Origin of the sequence: Bifidobacterium lemurum (genome assembly GCF_014898175.1) — a bacterium.
Classification (GTDB): domain Bacteria; phylum Actinomycetota; class Actinomycetes; order Actinomycetales; family Bifidobacteriaceae; genus Bifidobacterium; species Bifidobacterium lemurum.
This window is the reverse complement of record NZ_CP062948.1, coordinates 325,197-346,742: the sequence shown is the minus strand read 5'-3', so window position 1 is coordinate 346,742 and position 21,546 is coordinate 325,197. Positions and strand designations below refer to the sequence as shown.

17 protein-coding genes and 1 tRNA gene are annotated in these 21,546 nt (G+C 58.5%); 14 read left to right on the top strand and 4 right to left on the bottom strand.

From position 1 onward, the window contains the following. Positions 1 to 37 precede the first annotated feature (37 nt). Entirely contained in the window at positions 38 to 2,587 is a 2,550-nt protein-coding gene (locus BL8807_RS01445) for a carbohydrate-binding protein (protein ID WP_072725688.1), read from the top strand. A 290-nt stretch (positions 2,588 to 2,877) separates the two neighbouring features. Here BL8807_RS01445 and BL8807_RS01440 read toward each other — a convergent pair whose 3' ends face one another. Then, positions 2,878 to 3,297, bottom strand: a complete 420-nt coding sequence (locus tag BL8807_RS01440) for a glycerophosphodiester phosphodiesterase (RefSeq protein ID WP_072725690.1) — start codon at positions 3,295 to 3,297, stop codon at positions 2,878 to 2,880. A gap of 406 nt (positions 3,298 to 3,703) precedes the next feature. Between BL8807_RS01440 and BL8807_RS01435 the strand changes: the two genes are divergently transcribed. The 11 genes from BL8807_RS01435 to BL8807_RS01385 all read left to right on the top strand — a co-directional run bounded on the left by BL8807_RS01435 (position 3,704) and on the right by BL8807_RS01385 (position 16,846). Beyond that, the gene (locus tag BL8807_RS01435; protein ID WP_072725692.1) at positions 3,704 to 4,345 is read left to right on the top strand and encodes a sugar O-acetyltransferase; all 642 of its coding nucleotides are present in this window, start codon (positions 3,704 to 3,706) and stop codon (positions 4,343 to 4,345) included. A gap of 239 nt (positions 4,346 to 4,584) precedes the next feature. Continuing rightward, positions 4,585 to 5,691: a substrate-binding domain-containing protein gene (locus BL8807_RS01430; RefSeq protein WP_193057480.1), complete on the top strand. Its 1,107-nt coding sequence runs from the start codon at positions 4,585 to 4,587 to the stop codon at positions 5,689 to 5,691. Between the two features lie 132 nt (positions 5,692 to 5,823). Further along, complete coding sequence (locus BL8807_RS01425; protein ID WP_226847498.1) at positions 5,824 to 7,362, top strand: sugar ABC transporter ATP-binding protein; 1,539 nt, start codon at positions 5,824 to 5,826, stop codon at positions 7,360 to 7,362. A 42-nt stretch (positions 7,363 to 7,404) separates the two neighbouring features. Beyond that, positions 7,405 to 8,616, top strand: a complete 1,212-nt coding sequence (gene mmsB, locus BL8807_RS01420) for a multiple monosaccharide ABC transporter permease (protein WP_072725696.1) — start codon at positions 7,405 to 7,407, stop codon at positions 8,614 to 8,616. A 422-nt stretch (positions 8,617 to 9,038) separates the two neighbouring features. After that, complete coding sequence (gene hisC / locus BL8807_RS01415) at positions 9,039 to 10,154, top strand: histidinol-phosphate transaminase (RefSeq protein WP_072725698.1); 1,116 nt, start codon at positions 9,039 to 9,041, stop codon at positions 10,152 to 10,154. 97 nt (positions 10,155 to 10,251) lie between these two features. Next, positions 10,252 to 11,520 carry an MFS transporter gene (locus BL8807_RS01410; protein WP_072725701.1) on the top strand — a complete coding sequence of 423 codons (1,269 nt, stop codon included), beginning with the start codon at positions 10,252 to 10,254 and terminating at the stop codon, positions 11,518 to 11,520. Positions 11,521 to 11,560: 40 nt separating this feature from the next. After that, the gene (locus BL8807_RS01405) at positions 11,561 to 12,808 is read left to right on the top strand and encodes a M20/M25/M40 family metallo-hydrolase (RefSeq protein ID WP_072725703.1); all 1,248 of its coding nucleotides are present in this window, start codon (positions 11,561 to 11,563) and stop codon (positions 12,806 to 12,808) included. A gap of 38 nt (positions 12,809 to 12,846) precedes the next feature. Then, positions 12,847 to 13,857 (top strand): NAD(P)-dependent oxidoreductase, encoded by a 1,011-nt coding sequence (locus BL8807_RS01400; RefSeq protein ID WP_072725705.1) that lies wholly within the window; start codon positions 12,847 to 12,849, stop codon positions 13,855 to 13,857. A gap of 63 nt (positions 13,858 to 13,920) precedes the next feature. Further along, complete coding sequence (locus tag BL8807_RS01395; RefSeq protein WP_072725707.1) at positions 13,921 to 14,757, top strand: ATP-binding cassette domain-containing protein; 837 nt, start codon at positions 13,921 to 13,923, stop codon at positions 14,755 to 14,757. Beyond that, a complete protein-coding gene (locus tag BL8807_RS01390) occupies positions 14,754 to 16,337 on the top strand; it encodes an ABC transporter permease/substrate-binding protein (RefSeq protein WP_205408859.1) in 1,584 nt (527 codons plus the stop codon). Before BL8807_RS01395 ends, BL8807_RS01390 begins: the two co-directional genes overlap by 4 nt. Before the next feature lie 62 nt (positions 16,338 to 16,399). After that, positions 16,400 to 16,846, top strand: a complete 447-nt coding sequence (locus tag BL8807_RS01385) for an Lrp/AsnC family transcriptional regulator (protein ID WP_072725775.1) — start codon at positions 16,400 to 16,402, stop codon at positions 16,844 to 16,846. A 103-nt stretch (positions 16,847 to 16,949) separates the two neighbouring features. On the opposite strand, the gene BL8807_RS01380 is transcribed toward BL8807_RS01385, so the two are convergent. The 3 genes from BL8807_RS01380 to BL8807_RS01370 form a co-directional block, all read right to left on the bottom strand. Next, on the bottom strand, positions 16,950 to 17,276 hold the full coding sequence (locus BL8807_RS01380) for a hypothetical protein (protein WP_072725709.1): 327 nt from the start codon (positions 17,274 to 17,276) through the stop codon (positions 16,950 to 16,952). A gap of 154 nt (positions 17,277 to 17,430) precedes the next feature. Continuing rightward, a complete protein-coding gene (locus BL8807_RS11895) occupies positions 17,431 to 17,838 on the bottom strand; it encodes a hypothetical protein (RefSeq protein ID WP_072725711.1) in 408 nt (135 codons plus the stop codon). Positions 17,839 to 18,088: 250 nt separating this feature from the next. Beyond that, positions 18,089 to 19,612 carry a xylulokinase gene (locus tag BL8807_RS01370; RefSeq protein WP_072725713.1) on the bottom strand — a complete coding sequence of 508 codons (1,524 nt, stop codon included), beginning with the start codon at positions 19,610 to 19,612 and terminating at the stop codon, positions 18,089 to 18,091. Between the two features lie 200 nt (positions 19,613 to 19,812). Between BL8807_RS01370 and BL8807_RS01365 the strand changes: the two genes are divergently transcribed. Together BL8807_RS01365 and BL8807_RS01360 are read left to right on the top strand one after the other, a co-directional pair. Next, the gene (locus BL8807_RS01365; RefSeq protein WP_072725715.1) at positions 19,813 to 21,042 is read left to right on the top strand and encodes an ROK family protein; all 1,230 of its coding nucleotides are present in this window, start codon (positions 19,813 to 19,815) and stop codon (positions 21,040 to 21,042) included. Between the two features lie 205 nt (positions 21,043 to 21,247). Beyond that, a tRNA-Ile gene (locus BL8807_RS01360) sits at positions 21,248 to 21,321 on the top strand. The last annotated feature ends 225 nt before the right edge of the window (positions 21,322 to 21,546 follow it).

The window sequence follows — 21,546 nt, the reverse complement described above, 5'->3', positions numbered from 1 at the left end:
GAATTCCACTATCCAACTACAAGAAGAGATGAAAACAATGAAGTTGAAATTATGCAAGTCTGTGGCTCTCGCGTCGGCTGTGGCGCTATTGGGCGGCAGCATGGCCGTGGCGACTCCCGCCGTGGCGGCCTCGGCTAATTCCGTGACGGTGGATCTCAACGCAACCACCGGAGAGATTACACATGGGGCGACGGGCTTCCTATACGGTCTTGCGGATGATGGCGTGCCTTCCGACACTTTGCTGAACGGTCTGACGAGTCTGCACACCACGGTCGGGCGGGCTCCGGGCGGCGCTCAGCATCCCAATGGCGATGCAATCGCCACAGCCGACCAATGGAAGCGCAACGGCGGCGGCGATATTCAGATCTATATGAAGGACTACTACTCCCAGTGGGGCTATGAAGCCTATTCAGGCTCCATGGAGGAAGACTATGTTCCGAAGATCGAGCAGATGGTGAACGCCGTGAATGAAAGTCCATATGCTCAGTCTTTCGTCTACGTGCCATTCAACGAGCCGGACTACAACGACGCCAACTACAACAAAAGCGACAAATTCGATGCGTTATTGGAAGATTGGGACACCGCGTATCGAACGATTAAAACGTTGGATCCCGATGCGCGCATAGCGGGACTGAACTTCGCTGTGTATGACAGCGCCAAATACGAGGCTTTTCTGAAGCATGCCGTTGAGAACGACACCGTGCCGGACATTGTGACATGGCATGAACTCGACGGAGCCATTCCTCGAATCTATGAGGATATCGAGAACTGGCGGGCGCTGGAGGACGAGTATCTCGGAGTTGATTCCGATCTGCCCATAAGCATCAACGAATACGCCAAATCCGGTGGCGACGAACAGGTGCAGCCGGGGACGCTGGTGCAGTACATCTCACGTTTTGAAACCGCCGGAGTGAGCGCGGCTCTGCCATATTGGTACCCCGCCGGAGACCTGGACTGGTTGGCCACCCACAACAACCAGGCGACCGGTTCGTGGTGGTTGTATAGCTGGTACGGCCAAATGAAAGGCCAACTGTTGGAGGTGGCGATGACGGATCGCGACCAGTCGATGCAAGCGCTCGCCGCATATGACGAATCCACGCGGCAGACCCGCGTGCTGTTCGGCGGAGACACCTCGTCGACGCTCACGTTGAATGGTCTCTCATCCCGATACGCGGATGGCGCACACGTCACCGTATATGGCGTTGACGCCACGGCAAAGGCCTCGAATGCGACCAAGGACGTTCCCGAGGCGTCGGATGGTCCGTATCGAGTGGCCGAATACAACATCTCCGGTGATGACGCGACTCTTGAATTGAGCGGCTTGAATCGATACTCCGCCTATTACGCCATCGTGACGCCCGGCCGGACGGCCGATGAGACTGCATCCGGTCTGTACGAGGCCGAGTACGCCCGCGTTTCGGGCGAGGCGACCCCCATGTATGAGGACGGTTCCGATATCTCAGGGGTCGGCTATGTGCAGGGATATGACGGAGCCGATGCGGACACCGCGTTTTTCGTGACCGCGGAGAAGGACGGATACTACGATCTGTCGGTGCGCTACTCCAGCGCGTCCGACGCGAGAATCGTGCTCAAGCTCAACCGTCAGGACGCTGTGGAACTCGAATTGCCGGGAACTGGCGGCTCTGATGCGTGGGGCACCGCCGTGGCGCGCGTCTATATGCCGTTGGGCATCAATCAGGTTGATTTGACCGGCGGCACTTACGGCATCAAAGTCGACTCCTTGGAAGTCCTTGCCGCCGACGATGACGCCGTGCGCACGTACGAGGCGGAAAGCGGATACAACGATCTTGAAGGTGCCGCCCGGGTCGAGGGCAACATCGTGTCCTATATCGGCAACGGTGAGGGAAACACCCTGCGTTTCAACAACATCGAGGCCGCGGAGGAAGGAGACTATACGATCACTTTCGCATATGCGCACAACGAATACACGAACGACAACGAATTCCAAATCGTGAATCGTTGGGCTGATGTGACGGTGAATGACGATTCCTCCACTACGCAGCGTGTGGTGTTCGCCAATACTCGCGACTGGAATGATTTCTGGACCACTTCCATTCGCGTGTGTCTGAAGGAGGGGTCCAATACCGTCATGGTGGGCAACGCCACAGGCTATGCGCCGAACCTCGATTACATCACCGTGGCGAAAACCGCAGCGCAGACATCCGCTAAGCCGGACGCCGATCCAGGGACGCAGCCTGCGGATAAGGCCGAACTGAACAAGGTCATCGAGCAGGCAAAACGTATTGATGCCGACGGGTATACCTCCGAATCGTATGCGGCGCTCAAGGATTCGTTGACCAAGGCGGAGGCGATCCTCGCCAAGGATGATGCCAGTCAAGATGAGGTGGATGCCGCCGTCGCTGCTCTGCGTGACGGTATCGGAGGTCTGAAGGAGATCGTCTCAGGCTACGACGGACAGAGCGGTTCCGACACGTCGGATCTGGAGCGAGACGATCGTCGGAATCTCGGCGATACGGGAACGGCCGTCGCTGGAATCCTGTCAGTCGCGGTGGTCCTTATCGCATCTGGGACTGTGATGCTGCTCTGGCGCAAGCGCAGTGTGTGAGGTCGTCTGATGACACGGCCGCGAGTGGCGGGGCTGGGACTCATACGGCTCTATGGCTCGCGGCCATGTTAGGCATCTCCGCTCGGCCGACGGCGTAAGGCTGTCGGCTAACGGGTCGGACGATGCCTGTTGTGGTGTGCGGCGTGGCGGCGTCGCTCTGGGCGGAGCGCGTCCTTTTCCTTCAGGATGCAACTTACAACGAACGAGGTCCGCACGCCGTTGTGCGGACCTCGTTCTATGGGGTGTAAGTTTCAGCTTAGGAAGCGCCTCTTGGAAAGCGCGCTCGCCGATCAGTACTGGTTGGCGCCGGTGCCCTCCCACTTGACGGTGAATCCGCGGTGGTAGTGCAGGAACATGTTGGCGCCGTAGCGGTCGACCTCGCGGTGGGTGAAGAGCATGCGGATCGCGAACGCGGTCTGCACGTCCTCGGGCAGGGCGAGGAAGGCCTGATGGGCGTCCCAGTACGGAGTCATGGTGATGGCGGCGTCCGGCACGTAGGCGTAACCGTAGCCGTCCTCGTTCACATAGCCCATGAACGGCAGACCCCATGCGTTGTGCTTGGTGAGTTCGGCCTTGAAATCCTCGACCTTGGCGAGCGCCTCGTCGCTGATGCCGAATTCCTTGGCCACCTTGTTCGCGGCGGCGGTTTTGGCGGCGGCGTCCTTGCCGAACATCTCCAGATTCACGGTGATGGTCTTGTTGTCTGCCATGTCTGTCCCTCCTCATTGGATGGTGAAAACGAACATATTTCATGTTCTTTATAGTTGGTCGATGATGTTCGTTTTTTAGCTGATTGTTCTCTTGTATTTTGACGTTGTCGGAACGCCTGCGTTACAGCCTACCATTGTTAAAGCGGTGAAAATGACGGAAAATCAAGTTTTCTGGTCTGATTTGCGAAGTTGTTCGCAAACTGGGGCGTATTGTTGGCCTGTTTGGTATTCTGTTCGTTTTTCTGTTAAAACAAACAAACGTTTTGTTGACTCTTAAGAAAAAACGAACATGAATGTTCGTTTTCCGGCGTGTCGCGAGCCTGGTGTCCTGAGCGCTGGGTCGTCGGCGCGCGCTATGATAGTTAAATCGTCTAACTATCAAACTCCGATGAAGGAGGCGTGCGCCATGACCGAAGATCTCGAACGTCTGATCGACGAGGATGAGGATGTCCGACGGCTGTTCTCCGGGCGTCCCATGCAGTACCGCAAATCGCAGACGCTGCCGCAATACACCGCACAGGCGATGCGGGCATGCGCCGCCATCAACCGCATCTACTTCGACGATCCCGACGAGGCGTATCGCCTGTTCCACGAGCTCATTCCCGGCGCGGGGGAGGGCGTGCAGTTCACTCCGCCGTTCAACGTGGATTACGGCATCGGTCTGACCATCGGCAAGGGCACCTTCATCAACAAGGACTTCCTGATCGTCGGCGGCGGGTATATCGATATCGGCGAGAACTGCCTGATCGGCCCTCGCTGCTCCATCGCGACTCCCAACCACGCGCTCGATGCCGCCACCCGGCTGGAGGGGTGGGAGCATACCGCCCGCGTGAGCATCGGCAATAATGTATGGTTCGGCGTCAACGTCACCGTCTGTCCTGGTGTGACCATCGGCGACAACTCGATTATCGGCGCCGGCTCCGTCGTCACGCATGACATCCCCGCCGATTCCGTCGCGGTCGGCAATCCGTGCCGCGTGGTCAAATCGATTCCCGATTACGATCCCGCGTTCGCCGAGGTGGAGGGTCCTGGACCTGACGTCGAGTGACGCGTCCTCGCATCCGATTTCCGTATTCCCGAGTGGCCCGTCGTGCCCGGTTTTCTGCCGATTATATAATTTGCGCACTGAACTAAAGGGGTGTGATTTCGCAAGAAAAGTCCATTTTTTGCGACACGCAGATTGTTAAATCAAAAAACTATGTGCTATATTTTCCTCAGGTTCGACAGAGACTGTCGAATCTGCAAGGAAGAGGAACACTATTCCTGTCAATGATGAAAGGAATGACAATGAACAAGTGGACCAAGGCTATCGGTGTTGTTGCGGCCGCCGCTCTTATGATCCCGCTGGCTGCCTGCGGCAGCACCCGTGGCGAAACCAGCGGGGGGGGGGCTTCCGATGATGAGGTGAACGTCGGCATCTCCATGCCCGAGCAGATGCTCGAGCGTTGGAAGATCGACGGCGAGAACCTCAAGGAACAGCTTGAGGGATACGGATACAACGTCACCCTGCAGTATGCGGACGGCAAGACCGACCAGCAGACCTCACAAATTCAGAACATGGCCAACAACGGCATGGATTACGTGGTCATCGCCTCCATCGATGGTACCGCGACCGGCGCCGCGGCCGAACAGGTGGCCGCCAACGGCGGCACCGTCATCGCCTACGACCGTCTGATCATGAACACGGACGCGGTCGACTATTACGCAACCTTCTCCCTGACCGATGTCGGACGTATGCAGGGCGAGTACATCGAAGAGAAGCTCGGACTCAAGGACGGGGCGACCGGTCCGTTCAACGTCGAACTGATGGCCGGCTCGCCGACCGACAACAACGCCCGCTACTACTTCGAAGGCGCTTGGGAAGTGCTCGGACCGTACTTCGAGTCCGGCGTGCTGCAGTCCCAGTCCGGCAAGGTTCCGGCCTCCGTCGACGATTGGCAGTCCATCGGCATCGACAACTGGGACCGCCAGAAGGCCCAGAACGAGATGGAGAACCGCATCAACTCCTTCTACAACGACGGCACCAAGCTCGACGCGGTGCTCGCCCAGAACGACGCCGAGGCCACTGGCACCTACAACACCATCGAAGCCGCCGGTTGGGACTACTATCCGATCATCACCGGCCAGGACGCCGAAAAGGCCAACGTGCAGGCCATCGTTCAGGGCAAGCAGTCCATGACCGTCTATAAGGACACCCGTGAGCTCGCCAAGGCGACCGCCGAGATGATCAAGGCTCTGGTCGACGGCGACACCCCCGAGGCGCCCGACACCTTCAACAACGGCAACAAGGACGTTCCGTCCCAGCTGCTCACCCCGGTCACGGTTGATAAGGACAACATCCAGGAAGTCCTCATCGACGGTGGCTACATCTCCGCCGAAGACGCGGGTCTGTGATCCCGAATCTGACGACGTAGTCGATCGAGGGCGCCGCTCCGCCACAACCAGCGGTGCGGCGCCCTCGCCATGCACAGTGACATACAGACGGAGGAGGCAACTGTGGCTACCAACGATGACGTGATTCTTGAAATGCGTCATATCATCAAACGCTTCGGCCCGGTCACCGCATTGAACGATGTGAATATCACGGTCAAACGAGGCCAGATATTCTCGATCTGCGGTGAGAACGGAGCCGGCAAATCCACACTGATGAACGTGCTGTCGGGCGTTTATCCGTACGGCACCTACGAAGGCGACATCGTCTACAACGGCGACGTCAGCCAGTTCAAAACCATTCGTGATTCCGAGAGCCAAGGCATCGTGATTATCCATCAGGAGCTGGCGCTTGTGCCCTATATGTCCATCGAGGAGAACATCTTCCTGGGCAACCAGCACAGGAAAGGCATCGCCATCGACGCCGACGCGCAGCGCAAAATCGCTCTTGAGGTGATGAAGAAGGTCGGACTGGAGGAAAGCCCCGACACACTGATCGCCAACATCGGCGTCGGCAAGCAGCAACTCGTCGAAATCGCCAAGGCGCTGACCAAGAACGTGAAGCTGCTCATCCTCGACGAGCCCACCGCCGCTCTGAACGACGAGGACTCGTTCAAGCTGCTCAAGCTGGTCGACGACCTGCGCAGGAACGAAGGCGTCACCGCCATCATCATCTCGCACAAGCTCAACGAGATCGCCGCCTCCGCCGACGCGGTGCAGGTGATCCGCGACGGCCAGACCATCAGCCATATCGACATCGACGCCGAACATCCGCTCGATCAGGACGCGTTGATCAGGGATATGGTCGGCCGTCCGCTGACCAACCGCTATCCGGAGCATGAGTCCAACATCGGCAAGGAGATGTTCCGCATCGAGGATTGGAAGATGCACCATCCGCTCGACGAGTCCCGTCTCGTCGCCAAGAGCGTGAGCATCAACGTGCGCGCCGGCGAAATCGTCGGTCTGGCCGGCCTGATCGGCGCGGGCCGCACGGAAACCGCGATGAGCGTGTTCGGACGCCAGTACGGCACCCACGCCACCGGCAAGGTGTATATGGAGGGCAAGGAGGTCCAGTTCCCGACGGTCCGTGCCGCCATCGACCATGGCGTCGCCTACGCCACCGAGGATCGCAAGGTCTACGGCCTGAACCTGATGAAAACCATTCGGGAGAACACCTCGATGGCCAACCTCAAAGGCATGAGCAACCATGGCGTGATCGACGAGGCCAAGGAACGCAAAATCGCGGAGCAGTACCGCAAGGACTTCCGCACCAAGGCGCCGACCATCGAAATGCCCGCCGGCAACCTCTCCGGAGGCAACCAGCAGAAGGTCGTGCTCGCCAAGTGGATGGCCACCGATCCGAAGGTCCTGATTCTCGATGAACCCACCCGAGGCATCGATGTCGGCGCGAAATACGACATCTACGAGATCATCGACCAGCTGGCCGATTCCGGATCCGCGGTGATCGTGATCAGCTCCGAGCTGCCCGAGCTGCTCGGCATCTGCGATCGCATCTACACGATGAGCAACGGCGTCATCACCGCGAACCTCAACGCCAAGGAAACCAACCAGGAGGAGCTCATGCGCTACATGACCTCCGACGTCCCGCTCGCCGCCGACCAGGTCTACGCCTGAGTGCGGGCGACCCAAACCCTGTTTGTGAAAGGATAATCCAAAATGTCTACTGCAACCGCAACCCCCGCCGCCAAGAAGGGCGACGAGCAGAGTCTGAAGGACCTGCTGCTCGGCAACATGCGCTCCTACGGCATCTACCTCGCGTTGGTGCTGGTGATCGTCGTCTTCCAGATCCTGACCAGCGGCCGCTTGCTCAACCCCAATAACGTGGTCGCCCTGTTCCAGCAGAACGCCTACGTGCTGGTTGCCGCCATCGGCATGCTGATGGTCATCATCGCCACCCACATCGATCTGTCCGTGGGCTCCGTGGTCGCCTTCATCGGCGGCGTGGGCGCGTTGGCGATGAAAAGCGGGCTTCCGTGGTTCGCCGCGATCGCCATCATGATCGTCCTCGGCCTGCTCATCGGCGCATGGCATGGCTTCTGGGTCGCCTACGTCGGCGTCCCCGGCTTCGTGACCACGCTGGGCGGCATGCTGATCTTCCGCGGTCTGGCCACCGTGGTCGCCGGCGAATCCATCCCCGTGTCCGATTCCGCGTTCCGTGCGATCTCCGTGAACTACCTGCCCACCGTCTTCGTCGGCCCGTTCGCGCTCACCGCACTGGTGGTGGGCATCGTCGCCATCGTGTTGGTGATCTGGTCGCAGCTCAACAAGCGCGCCAAGGCCGTCAAGAACGGTCTGCAGGCCCAGCCGATGAGCTTCGTGATTCTGAAGTGCGTCGTCGCCACCCTTGCCATCGGCTACATCACCTACCTGCTGGCCTCCTCCGGCAACGCCACCCAGGGCGGCATTCCGATCGTGCTGGTCATCATCGGCGTGCTTGTCGGCGTGTACTACTTCGTGCTCAACCGCATGGTGTTCGGCCGTAACGTCTACGCCGTCGGCGGCAACCGCAAGGCCGCCATCCTCTCCGGTATCGACACCAAGAAGGTCGACTTCCAGATCTTCCTGAACATGGGCTTCCTGACCTCGGTCGCCGCCATCATCACCCTGTCCCGTCTGGCCTCCGCCTCGGCGCAGACCGGTATGGAGTTCGAGATGGACGCCATCGCCGCCTGCTTCATCGGCGGCACGGCCGTCACCGGCGGCGTCGGCACCATCCCCGGCGCCATGGTCGGCGCTCTGATCATGGGCGTGCTGAACCAGGGCCTGTCCATCATGGGTGTGGATGCCGCTTGGGTCAAGACCATCAAGGGTCTGGTCGTGATCGCAGCCGTCGCCTACGATCTGCTTTCCAAGCGCAAGAAGGGCTGATGCTCCACAACGTATCAGGCGGGTTCCGGCTGTCATCAAAGTGGTGATTCGATTTCCGCTTTCTTTGAAAGGGACGTCTCTTATGAGGCGTCCCTTTTTGTACTCGAGCGGATTCGCCGGTGTGCTGAATAAGTGGTATCGATGGCGGCTGGGGTTGGAATGCCTTGTGTGTCAGACAAGTGATGACCGCTGGCTCGTCTTTGTCGTCCGAGTGAAAGGTAAAACGGAAAAAATATCGTCAAAAGGATTTATTTCAAGAAAAAAAACTTGAAAAACCTATTAGTAACATGACATTAACTAAAAAAGCGGATTGAGAACACATATTCATCGTTCACTATATGAGTGACGCATCCAAATGATGGACTTTCCAGTCGGGAAAGGTGTCATGTCGGATGGGAGCGTACTGATCGTATGAAAGGTGAATGATGGTTAACGGCATTCGCAAGAAAGCTTTTTTGTGTGAGAAATACGTGTCGGGCAAAAGCATGGATCAGGTCATGGCCGATTATGGTCTGACCAGCGTTGTCAAACTTGGGTCAAACGAGAACATGTATGCCCCGTATCCGAACGCGCTCAAGGCCATGCGTGATCAAATAGACATGGTCAACATCTATCCAGAACGTGATTACATCCGGCTCAAGGAGCTGCTTGCCACGAAGTTCGGTGTTGCTGGCCCTGAATGGATTAGCTTGGGACATGGCGCGGGAAACGTGCTGGACTCGGTCGCCAAGACGCTGTTGGAGGAAGGCGATGAGGTGATTGTCCCCGAGCAGTCCTATCGCCTGTATCCGGAGATTTCCAAAATCATGGGTGCCAAGGTCGTCGAAGTGCCTCTGGACGCGACCTACACGATCAGCCTCAAGGCATTCGCCAAAGCGATGAACGACAAGACGAAGATTGTGTGGCTGTGCAATCCGAACAATCCCACTGGCACCGTTGTCAGCAAAGAGGACTTCGACTGGTTCGTGGATCAGATGCCCCAAAACTGCTGGCTTGTGGTGGATGAAGCTTATGCTGAATTCGCCGATGAAGGAGCTTTGCCCGATGTGGTCAGTTACATCAAGGCGGGGAAGCAAGTCATCGACATTCGCACTTTCTCGAAATACTATGGGCTGGCCGGTCAGCGTATCGGCTATCTGATCGCCGATCCAGATTTTATTAACTGGTATGACACCGTTTCCGAACCCTTCAATTCAAATCGACTTGGTCTGGCCGCCGCATGTGCCCTTCTTGAGCAAGATGCCGAGGAATGTGAACGCTGCAAGGCTCTGATGGTCAACGATCGCGAACGTATGAACAAGGAACTTGAGGCCATAGGCTGCGTTCCGGTGCATTCCGACGCGAATTTCGTGTTCTTCGAAATGCCGTACGACGCGGTTGAAGTGAGTGAATCGCTGTTGCGCCGTGGTGTAATCGTACGTCCGTGTGCAGGTTGGGGATATCGACGCCACATGCGCGTTTCAATCGGCACCACCGAGCAGAATAACGAATTCCTCAAACAGATACGCGCTGTTTTCGGTGAACTTGCAGCGAAATGACCCCCTCACCTTATCGCACGTAGCGAGCGCCGGATCGCCCAGTCGATGCGGTATCCAATCCAATCAGGCCGATAAGGCCACTGACAAGGAGAACATCATGAATTCCACAGCACGCAAATACTTGAGTCTGATTGTGCTCGGCTTTTCCGCCGGCGCGATTTACTGTCTGCCGTACATCAAGTATGTGTTCTATGACGCCATGCTCGACGTCATGCACATCACTAATGCGCAGTCCGGATTCCTGTTGTCGATGTACGCGTTCGTATGCATGTTCCTGTACATTCCAGGCGGCGTCCTAGCGGACAAGGTTTCGTCGAAGAAGGCGATCATCCTGTCTCTGCTGGGCACCGCGCTGGTCACTGTGATCTTCATGTTCACCTTCAGCTACCCAGTGGCGCTCGCCGTGTGGTTCCTGTTCGCCTTCGGCTCCGGCTTCGTGTTCTGGTCCGCGATTCTCAAGGCCGTGCGCATGATCGGCACCGAGAAGGAACAAGGGTCCATGTATGGCATTTACTATGCGGCCAACGGCACCGGTGGCGCGGTCACCAACGCAATCGCTCTGAAGGTCTTTGACGGGTTCGGCGATGACGTGCGATCTGGTATGTTCTGGGCGCTGGCCGTGATGATTGCCGCCATGGTTATTTCCGCAGCCTTGTTGCAGGTGCTGCTCAAGGAGCCGAGTCGCGAGGAATTGGTGACCACACCCGAGGAAGAGAAATTCCATTTCTCCGATCTGGGTACTGTGCTGAAGAATCCGGCGATCTGGCTGATTTCGGTGGTGTTCTTCTGCGTGTATGGCGTGTACAGCTGCAACTCCTTCTTCACTCCGTATCTGACCGATGTGATTGGCTTTGACTCCACCACCTCCGGATACCTTCAGATTGTGCGTTCCTATGTGGTCATGCTGGTGGCCGCGCCTCTGGGTGGTTTCATCGCGGACAAAGTGTGCAAATCGACTTTGAAGTGGTTCGTGGTCGGTGGATTGGTGCTTGGACTGTCCATTCTTGCGGTCATTCTCGTCGGCCCCGACGCCAACGGTTGGCTAGTCGCCATCCTTACCTTGATTCCCGGTTTGTTCGCCATGTGCCTGTATGGCGTGATGTTCTCTTCCATGCATGAGATCAACATCCCCGTGAAGGTTGCCGGCACCGCCATCGGCATCGCCTCGATCATCGGATACCTGCCCGATGTGATTCTTCAGCCGTTCTTCGGTGGTCTGATTGATACTGACGGCAACGCCGGATACCCGAAGATCTTCTGGTTCCTTGCGGCTTTCTGCCTGATCACCGTTGTGTTGAGCTTCCTGCTTTACCGGCGCTTCGCGACCAAGCAGGTTACGGCCGAAGCTGCTTCCGAGCAGGCTTGACCGCAGCGTTCGCTGTCTGCAATCTCGAAAGGGGGCCGTCATGGCTACTGTGTATCAAAATCTACTGGATGCCATCGTTGCATTGCGCGACGAGGCCTTCACCGTAACCGAATATCTGACGGCCCACCCCGAGACGGGCGGACGCGAGGAGCTTTCCAGCCGCTTCGTAACTGAGTTCCTTGAACGCCACGGCTACACCGTGGAGCATGATTACAAGGCCTACCGGTATGCCTTTCGCGCATACGATACCGACGATGATAGGCCGAAAGCCGCCATCATGTGTGAATACGATGCGCTGCCTGAAATCGGTCATGGATGTGGGCATTCTCTGAGTTGCGGCATCAGTGTATTAACCGCATTGTCGCTACGCGAAGCCTTTCCGGATTTCCCCTGGCAAATCGAATTGATTGGTACGCCGGCTGAGGAAACTGACGGTGCCAAGTGTCCTTTGGCGGTGAACGGCGCTTTCGATTGCTATGATTTCGCGGCCATGTGCCACATGGATCATCTGAATGCTCCTATCATGTGGAATTTGGCGTGCAACGACATGACGATCACGTTGCATGGCAAAACCGCGCATGCTTCGGCATCTCCATGGGAAGGCATCAACGCGATGGAGGCTGCCGAACTCATCATGCATGGAGTGTCCCTTCTTCGCGCCCGGTTCAAACCGTTCATGCAGGTGCATGGCATCGTGGAGGAAGGCGGGACGCTGCCTAACATTGTTCCAGACAAGGCGGTGCTCAACTACTACACCCGTGCGTTGAACCTTACTGAGTTAGCGGAACTTCGCCGTTGGGTGCGCCAGATTGTGCGCGGCGTGTCTGTTGCCACCGGTGTGACATATGAGATCACCCAGAAATATCCTACGTTTGCCGAACTGTATCGCAATCCCGTCGAACTGTCTGCGATTGAGGAAACCTTTGAAGATCTCGGCCGGCCGTACGGCAGATACGAGACGCCTGGTGCTTCGACTGACGCGGGTAACGTCGACATGCTCATTCCTACGATTCACATGGAGATTCAGGCTTCGGATCCGGACATCAGCTTGCATACGGCGGCGTTCGAATCCTTCATGCATGGCGATCGCGCCAAAGAGACGTTGCAGAACGGCGCCTCGGCGCTGGCCACGGTACTTGCTCGGCTGGGATATGAGGATGGTCTGTTCGACTCAATCAAAACTGAACATGATCGGTACAGGGACGAACAACGTGTGAAGTTGCGAATCGATACAGGATTGGTCGAATCCGGAGGACCCGAGGGGACGACCATGTCTCGCGATGAATAACGCGATGTCTTACGTCATAAGAAAGGAAAACAGAAATCATGAAAATCGCCATTTGTGATTATCCGGAACCGTTGAACCGTGACCTTGATATCGAGAGAGGCATCTTTCGCAAAGGGCTCGGCGATGATGTTGAGATTGACGTCTATGAACACCATGGCGACGTGGATGCGTTGAAGGCCGCCATCTCCGATGCGGATGGCGTGCTCACCTCGTATCTCGAGTTTCCAGCCGATGTGATTGAAAGCGCGCCGAAGCTCAAAGGTATCTCCATTGAGGCCACCGGCTACAACTTCGTGGATGCCGTCGCGGCTGAACGGCAGGGAACGGCGGTTGCGGTGATTGGCGAGTACTGTACGCAGGAGGTTGCCGACCATACGATGGCTCTTGCCTTGGGCATTTCAAAAAGTCTCAAACACTATGACCGCGAAATCGAAGTAAAACACCGGTATGACTGGAATTCCACTTCCGGTATGAAGCGGCTTGAGGAGTCCACCATCGGCATTATGGGGTTAGGTAAGATCGGCAAGGCTGTGGCTCGTCGCGCCCAAGGCTTCGGACTGACCGTCGTTGCCTACGATCCGTACTGCCCGCCCGAGGCCGCGGCGGCGGTGGATGTGCGACTTGTCGACAAGGAGGAATTGTTCCGCATCGCCGACATCATCACGCTCAATATGCTGCTTACCCCGGAAACCGAGCATATTCTCAACCGGGAGGCGTTTGCCATGATGGAACGTAAACCGGTTATCGTCAACGTGTCGCGCGGAGGCCTTATTGATGAAACCGCCCTGGTTGAAGCTCTGGATTCAGGCAGAGTATTTGGCGCTGGTCTTGACGTGCTCGTCGACGAAACGAATGAGGGAACGCTCGCCAATCCCCTTGTCGGCAGGGAGAACGTGATTCTTACTCCGCACAGCGCGTTCTATTCCGACAAGGCGCTGTACGAATGTCAGCGCATCGCCTCGGAAAACCTCGTACATATATTGCGTGGCGAACAGGCGGACGTGTTTCGCATGGTCAACAAGGTGAAAGTGGCCGGCGGCGGGGCATAAGACGACATGCCGGGCGTGTGACGTCAATCGGCAGGAATGAGCAACGGTGTGAGGAGTTCTGCAATGCATGTTCAGGTGAATGTTCCGTACAGTACCAGGCCGGCCATTCGTGAGAATCCGGCCCAGATTCTGGTGCGCGACGTGAGTAAATCCTATTCGGGAATCCGAGTGCTCGATGGTGTGAGTCTGGAGATTGAAAAAGGTGAGTTTGTCGTGCTCATTGGCCCATCCGGAGGCGGAAAGACCACACTGCTCAAACTGCTCAACAAGCTCATCCTCCCTGATTCAGGCAGCATCTACCTTGACGGCCATCTCACCGCGCCCGTGTCTGGAGACAAGCTGCGGCGCGGTATCGGATATGTCATTCAGGGCGGCGGGTTGTTTCCCCACATGACGGTCGCCGACAACATCTCGATTATGATGAAGGTTAAGGGAGCATCCGTGGCCGACATCGATGACCGGGTACGCGCAATGCTTTCCATGGTCGACCTCCCCATGTCCGTGATGGACGAATACCCCTGTCAGCTGTCTGGCGGACAACAGCAGCGGGTCGGCGTGGCACGGGCCTTCGCCACTGATCCCTCAATCATCCTTATGGATGAGCCGTTCAGTGCTCTTGATCCGCTAACCAGACAGGATTTGCAGGATCAGATTCTCGCGTTGCACCGCCAATCAGGTAAAACCATAGTGTTCGTCACGCACGATATGGACGAGGCGATCAAGCTTGCCGATCGTATCGCCATCATTCAGCATGGCAAGGTTATACAATACGACACCCCGGCCAATATTCTGGCCACTCCCGCCTCCGATTTCGTCACCCGATTCATCGGCCGGGCACAACGGGTTTCCGCGACTCTTGAGGCCGGCAGGCAGCAGATGGAAGAAGGGGGAGCGTCATGATGGATGTTATTCAATCCTTTGTCGTTGTTTTCTTGGAACGACGTGAGGAACTCGCATCGTTGCTTCTCGAACACATGCAGATGACTTCGTCGGCGGTGTTGCTTTCTCTGATCATCGGTGTGCCGTTGGGGTTGGCCATCACCGGTTCCAAAGGTTGGAGTACTTTTGTGATTGGGTTGGCCAACATCACCCAATCGATACCGAGTCTAGGTCTGCTTGCCTTTCTTGTGCCGATTGTCGGTATCGGCAAGCCCTCGGCTGTGCTGATGGTGATTGTCTATGCGTTACTACCCATCGTTAAGAACACTTACATCGGCATCACGTCCATTGACCAGTCCACCATCGAATCGGCCAGAGGCATTGGCTTGTCCGATGGGCGAATCATGCTCAAAATCAAACTGCCGCTGGCCATCGCCACCATTATGGGAGGCGTGCGTATTTCCGCTGTCACCGCCGTGGGAACCGTCACCATTGGAGCTTTCGCCGGTGCCGGTGGACTGGGCTGGATGATCAACCTTGGACTAAACGCCAATGACGTGAATCTGGTATTGCTCGGTGCCATTCCCGCTTGCATGCTTGCACTTGCTGTGGACGCTGTGCTTGCGATGGTCGAGCGCATACTAACGCCTGAGGGACTCAAATCTCCGGATAAAATCGTGCATCTTTCCAAGCCTCATCGCGTTCTGCGTACGGCGGCGGCCGCCATTGCCGCGTTTGCGGTGTTGGTCGCTCCGCTGCTATCGATGATACCGGAGGCTGTCGGTCATGATGATGAAATCGTCGTTGGCTCGGAGAACTTCACCGAGGCGCTGATTCTTGGCAATATCTACAGCCAGCTCATCCAGCGCAACACGAACCTGAAAGTCGACGAGAAATTCAATCTCGACGGCACCTTGGTGACTATGAACGCTTTCGATTCGGGCGATATCGACATGTTCACTGACTATACGGGCGTTTTGGCTCCTAACGTGCTTGACCTTGACGTTTCCACTGATGTGGATCAGGTGTATGAAGAGGTCAGGGATGGCATGGCGCAGAATCATGGGGCCAAGGTCTCGTTGCCGTTGGGATTCTCGAACACGTATGTGTTGGCGATGAGTCGTGAAGCCTCCGAGCGTACTGGCATCACCACGCTTTCCGAATTGGTGGAGCAATCTGGGACACTTCGCCTCGGTTGTACTGTCGCGTTCTCGCAGCGGCCGGATTTGCTGCCCAAGATGGAATCCGAATTAGGGGTTGCGTTCCTCTCTGTGGAAGGACTTGAGGGCAATATCCGATATCAGGCAATTGCCTCGGGACAGATTGACGTGACTGATGCCTATGAAACTGACGCGATGGTCAAGAAGATGGACCTTGTGGAGCTCGAGGATGATATCGCATTCTTCCCGCCTTACCAAGCAATTTCGATTGCGCGCAGTGATACTCTTGCGACGTATCCCGAACTCGAGCCGTTGATGGCCAAACTCGAAGGTGCGATTAGCGGTGAGGATATGATGGAAATGAACTATCAGGTGGATATCGAAGGGCGTACGCCGCGCGACGTGGCGGTAGAGTTCCTTCAATCGAAAGGTCTGGCGTGACGGAAACGGTGCAATCTACGGTGAAGGTGCAGGGCGGGGCTCCCAATGACGGGCGTGCTGCCATGATTGCCGCGGGCATGGATGAGACCGATGCGACGATTGTTTCGGCACTGCGCATAAACGGTCGGGCCACCTTGTCGAAGCTTTCTTGCTTGACGGGGATGTCGGCTTCGGCGGTGCAGTCGCGCATTCAAAAACTGGAACGCAGGGGAGTGATCACCGCGTACCGGGCTGAAGTGGATTATGAGCATGTAGGACTGCCGATCTCTGCGTTCATCTCCGTTATTCCACTTGAATATTCACAGGAAATGGACATGCCTGAACGACTCAAACAGCTTGAGGGAGTCGTGTCTTGTTATTCGGTGACCGGGGAGGCGAGCTACATGCTGTTGGTGCGCGTCGCTTCGCCTGCCGCATTGGAGGATTTGATCGGTAAGATTCATCAGGCGGTGCCTGTTTCCACGCGCAGCCAGGTGATTCTAAAACCTTATTTTGAAAATCTGTTCTGAAACTATGCAGAACGGCATAAGTGCCGCTCCATCCACGCCTGGCATCGTGATGAGTCGCAGCCGACGGCCGTGGCGCTTAAGAGGAGATGGGAATGCGGGAAGGTCAGCGACGCTTGGCGCGTTTGGACTCCGCCTTGGGTTCGAAGAACGGCCATGTGCGCATGGCCCATGCGTGGATGGTGGGGATCTTGCCGAGCCCGAAGCCGATGACCAGTCCGATGACGATGGCGTAGGTCGGCATATCGTAGCCCGCAAGCAGCAGTCCGATGAACACCAGCGCGATGATGAAGGTCAGCATCTGCGAGGCCTTGGACTGCTTGCTGGTCATATTGTCGGCCTTCATCGGCACGAAGGCGAGGAACGAGCCGGCGGGGACGCAGACGAGTCCCAGAATGATGGAAATAACGAGCAGTACGGTGTCGGCGTTCATTGATGTGATCCTTGTGGTATGGGCGGTGGACTGTGCGCGAATGGGTGGTCCGCTTCATCGTAGACGATGGCGCGGGCTAGGGCGGGAGCCGCCGGCGGCGACTTTATTCCTATCTTTCCTCATGCATTCAATGCGCGTATACGTTTTATATGTCTTAAGCGTGGAGTTCGGCGGAATCATCTGGTTCGTTCCCGGCCGAGACCTCGCCGTCGGAGGCTGTTTCGATTTCAGTCTTGTCGGTCTCGATGTTGGTTTTGGTCTTGCCATCGGTGTCGAGGCCAGTCTCGGCATCGTCGCCGGCCCTGACGTCGGAGTGGGCCCCAACGGAGGTTTCATCGGCTTTGCCGGTACCGGCTTCCTCATTGTCATCCTGCCTCCACCACAGCATCAGCGCGTTGCCGGCGCAGTAGATAGCGGCGATGCCGATGCAGACCAGGAAGATGATGGTGGGGGCGCTGGCCAGCGTGCCGTCCTGCATGGACTCGCGCACGGATTGCCAGATCCACACCACGCATGCGAGTGCGGTCAGTGTGTACAGCGTCATACGGGAACGATTGTTCATCGGAGTCTCCAAACGAGGGGCGGCATGGGGAAGCTGCGAGCGGGTCGATTATATCGGCGATGCCGATACATCCCAGTGGGGTGGCGGATAGGATGAGGCAAGGCCGCCAGACTGAACCTCCGAGAGGAATCAATCTGGCGGCCGCTGCGTTAGATTACGGAAGCATCATCGAACGACGTCGCTTGATTCGCGGAACAAACGGCTTTCATGAACATGATGCCTCCGATGGGGCTTTCGCGGTCGGCTGTGATCAGCCGCGCGCCGCCGCATAGGCCTCATACACCGCGGGCGTGGGCTCGGCGGTGTCGGTGCCTTCGATGTTGAGCTGCCACGCCGGCGGTTCCATTTCGCCGGAGAGCACCCACGCCGCCTGTCGGGCGGCGCCGATGGCCACATACTCGTCGGTTTCGGGGCGGGTCACATCCATGCCGAGAATCGCCGGGGCGAGTGTGCGGATGGCCACGGACTTCGCGCCGCCGCCGATGAGCAGGATGCGGTTGATTTCGGCGCCGAGCGCGCGGATCAGCTCGAGGCAGTCGCGCTGCGAGCACAGCAGGCCTTCGACGAAGGCGCGGGCCAGATTCGCCTTGGTGGTGTTCTTCAGGGTCAGTCCGGTGAGGGATGCGGTCGCGTCCGGGCGGTTCGGCGTGCGCTCGCCGTCGAAATACGGCACCAGCGTGATGCCGCCGGCGCCCGGCTCGGCCTGGAACGCCAGTTCGGCCAGCTCGTCGTAATCCACGCCGAGCGCGGCGCGGCCCGCGTCGAGGATGCGCGATCCGTTGATGGTGCAGGCGAGCGGCAGGTAATGGCCGGTGCAGTCGGCGAATCCGGAGATCGCGCCGGTCAGGTCGTAGACGGGGTTCTGGGCGATCGCGGCGGCCACGCCGGAGGTGCCCAGCGAGACGGACACGTCGCCGACGGCCATGCCCAGGCCCAGCGCGGCCATCGCATTGTCTCCGCCGCCGGGGCCGAGGAGACATCCGCCTTCGATGTTCTTGCCGGCGACGGTGGGGGAGGCCTTCACCGCGGCCGCGTCGCGCGGTCCCAGCACGGTGGGCAGCACGATCGATTCGGCGGCGGTCTTCGCGGCGGCCGCGTCTCCCCAAGCCGCCTCGAGCACCATGGCGATCAGATCGCGACGGTAGGTGTCGGTGGCGGCGTCGTAGTAGATGGTGCCGGAGGCGTCGGAACGGTCGGTGAACAGCGCTTCCAGATGGGCGTCCTCACCTTCGGCCACGGGGCCGTAGCCGGCGATGCGCCAGCTCAGCCAGTCGTGGGGCAGGCAGACGGCGGCGATCCTCTTGGCGTTCTCGGGCTCGTTCTCGGCCACCCAGGCCACCTTGGTCAGTGTGAAGGAGGCGACGGGGGAGGATCCGACGGCCTTGACCCAGCGCTGCTTGCCGCGCACGGTCGCATCCTCGCTTTCGCCGTCCTGGGCGGGCGCCTCGCCGAGCTTGTCGATCAGGGCGGCGGCCTGCGGGGCGGAGCTGACGTCGTTCCACAACATGGCGTCGCGGATCACATTGCCCTGCTTGTCGAGGATCACCATGCCATGCTGCTGGCCGCCGACGGCCAGTGCGGCGACGTCGTCAAGACCGCCGGCCTGCGCCGCGGCCTCCTGGAAGGCGGTCCACCAGAATTCGGGGTTCACGCTGGTGCCGTCGGGATGTTTGGCCTGTCCGAAACGGACCGTTTCGCCGGTTGCGGCGTCGGTGACACGCACTTTTGTTGATTGGGTTGACGTATCGATGCCAGCCACGAGAATTCTCGCCATGTGTTCCTCCTCGGTGAGGGCCCGCCGCTGTGCCTCGGCGCGCCGCGAGCAATATAGTTAGACGAATAAACTATACTGTATTCCAACGGCAAAACGCAACCGAAACGCGTCGATGGAGCGCGTCGAATTGTCGAGGGAGCCGGTCAAGGTGGACGAATTGACCGCTGGAAGCGTTCACTGAGCGGAAGGAGGCCAGCGATATGGGTGTTTTACGCAGGATCAATCAGGACGATCTACGCAACCACAATCTGTCCGTCACGCTGGACACGCTGCTGCGCGCTCAGGAACCGATGAGCCGGGCGGATCTGGCCAAGACCACGGGCCTGACCAAGGCGACCATGTCGCTGCTGGTCTCCATGCTGCTTGAGCACGGCGTCATCGAAGAGGGGACGCCCGCGGCGTCGGCCGCCTTCGGCCGCCCCAGCACGCCGCTGGTGGTGCGGGGCGGACGGTTCTGCGGCATCGGCCTGCAGATCAACACCGATGGATACGGCTGTCTGGCGTTGGATCTGAACGGCGACACCCTCGGCCGGGAATGGGTGAGCGCCGACATGACCGGCACCGATCCCTACGACATCTTCGCCAAGCTCGACGCGATGACCTTTCCTCTCGAAAGCCGGTTGAAACGACGCGGCTGCACGGTGGTCGGCTCCGGGCTCGCCCTGCCCGGCCTCGTCACCGAGGATATGCGGCTGCTGGTGGCCCGCAACCTCGACTGGGAGAACATCGACCTCACCCGCTTCAATGTGGTGCGTCGTCTTGACGCGATGGGCGGCAACGAGGCGAAGATGGCCGCGCTGGCGCAGATCCCCGGATACGCCACCGAGCGCGCGAACTTCCTGAACGTCGTGAACCGCACGGATTCCTTCATCTACCTGTCCACCGACATCGGCATCGGCGGCGCCGTGGTGCGCGACGGTGAGGTCGTGTCCGGAGTGCAGGGATTCGCCGGTGAGGTCGGCCATATATCGGTGTCGATGGATGGCCCGGTATGCGGCTGCGGGCGGCATGGCTGCCTTGAATGCTTCGCCGGACGGCGCGCCATGATCGAAGCCGCGGGTCTGGCCGAAGGGGACGCGGTCACCGGAAGCGAGGCTCTCGAACGGTTCCTGCAGGGTTGGCGCGGCGGCGACCCCGTGGTGGCGGGCGTGGTGGACCGCGCCGTGGACGCGCTGGTGTCGGCCATCGCCTCGGCCATCAACCTGTGCGATATCGACACCGTGCTGCTGGGCGGACTGTGGACGTATTTCGGCGACGAGCTCGCCAGCGTGCTCGGCGGCCGTCTGCGCTCCGAAGTGCTGGGTTCTCCCGAACGGCAGGTGCGCGTGTTCGTGCCGCCGGTCGCCGAACATCCCGCCTTGTATGGTGCCGCGGAAATGGGTTTGCGCCGTTTCATCGACGACCCGCTGCATTTCATGCCCGAAGCCTGACGCACGCCTCTCGGCGTGTCCCATGTGTTATTCCGGGCACGGACGGGGAATTCACGCACGGACATGACAGGGTTCCCTCCGAGAGGATTATGTGGAACCCATAATCCGCCGGTCCAGGGTCCAAGGCCGCCGGTCCGTGCGTCTCGCCGTGTCTGTCTGGGCGGCTGATACACTAGGCGAGTTGGCTGTTTCACACGGCCGACGTGGGGCTGTAGCTCAGTCGGTTAGAGCATCGGACTCATAATCCGCCGGTCCCGGGTTCAAGCCCCGGTGGCCCCACAAACCATCCGCAACGAGACCGTTCGGCTCCAGGAACTTAGCCGGCGCAATTCCAAGGAATTGCCCGGCTTTTTCCATATCCGCGATGGTCCAGGATGTGACACCGCGCATCTTCTGCGATATGAGCGTGCGCGACACGCCGAATGCGCGAGATAAGTCAGATTGATTTTTGTTGCGTAGTGCAAGTGCAATTCGCATGTTTACGCTGATTACGTCTTCGAGTGA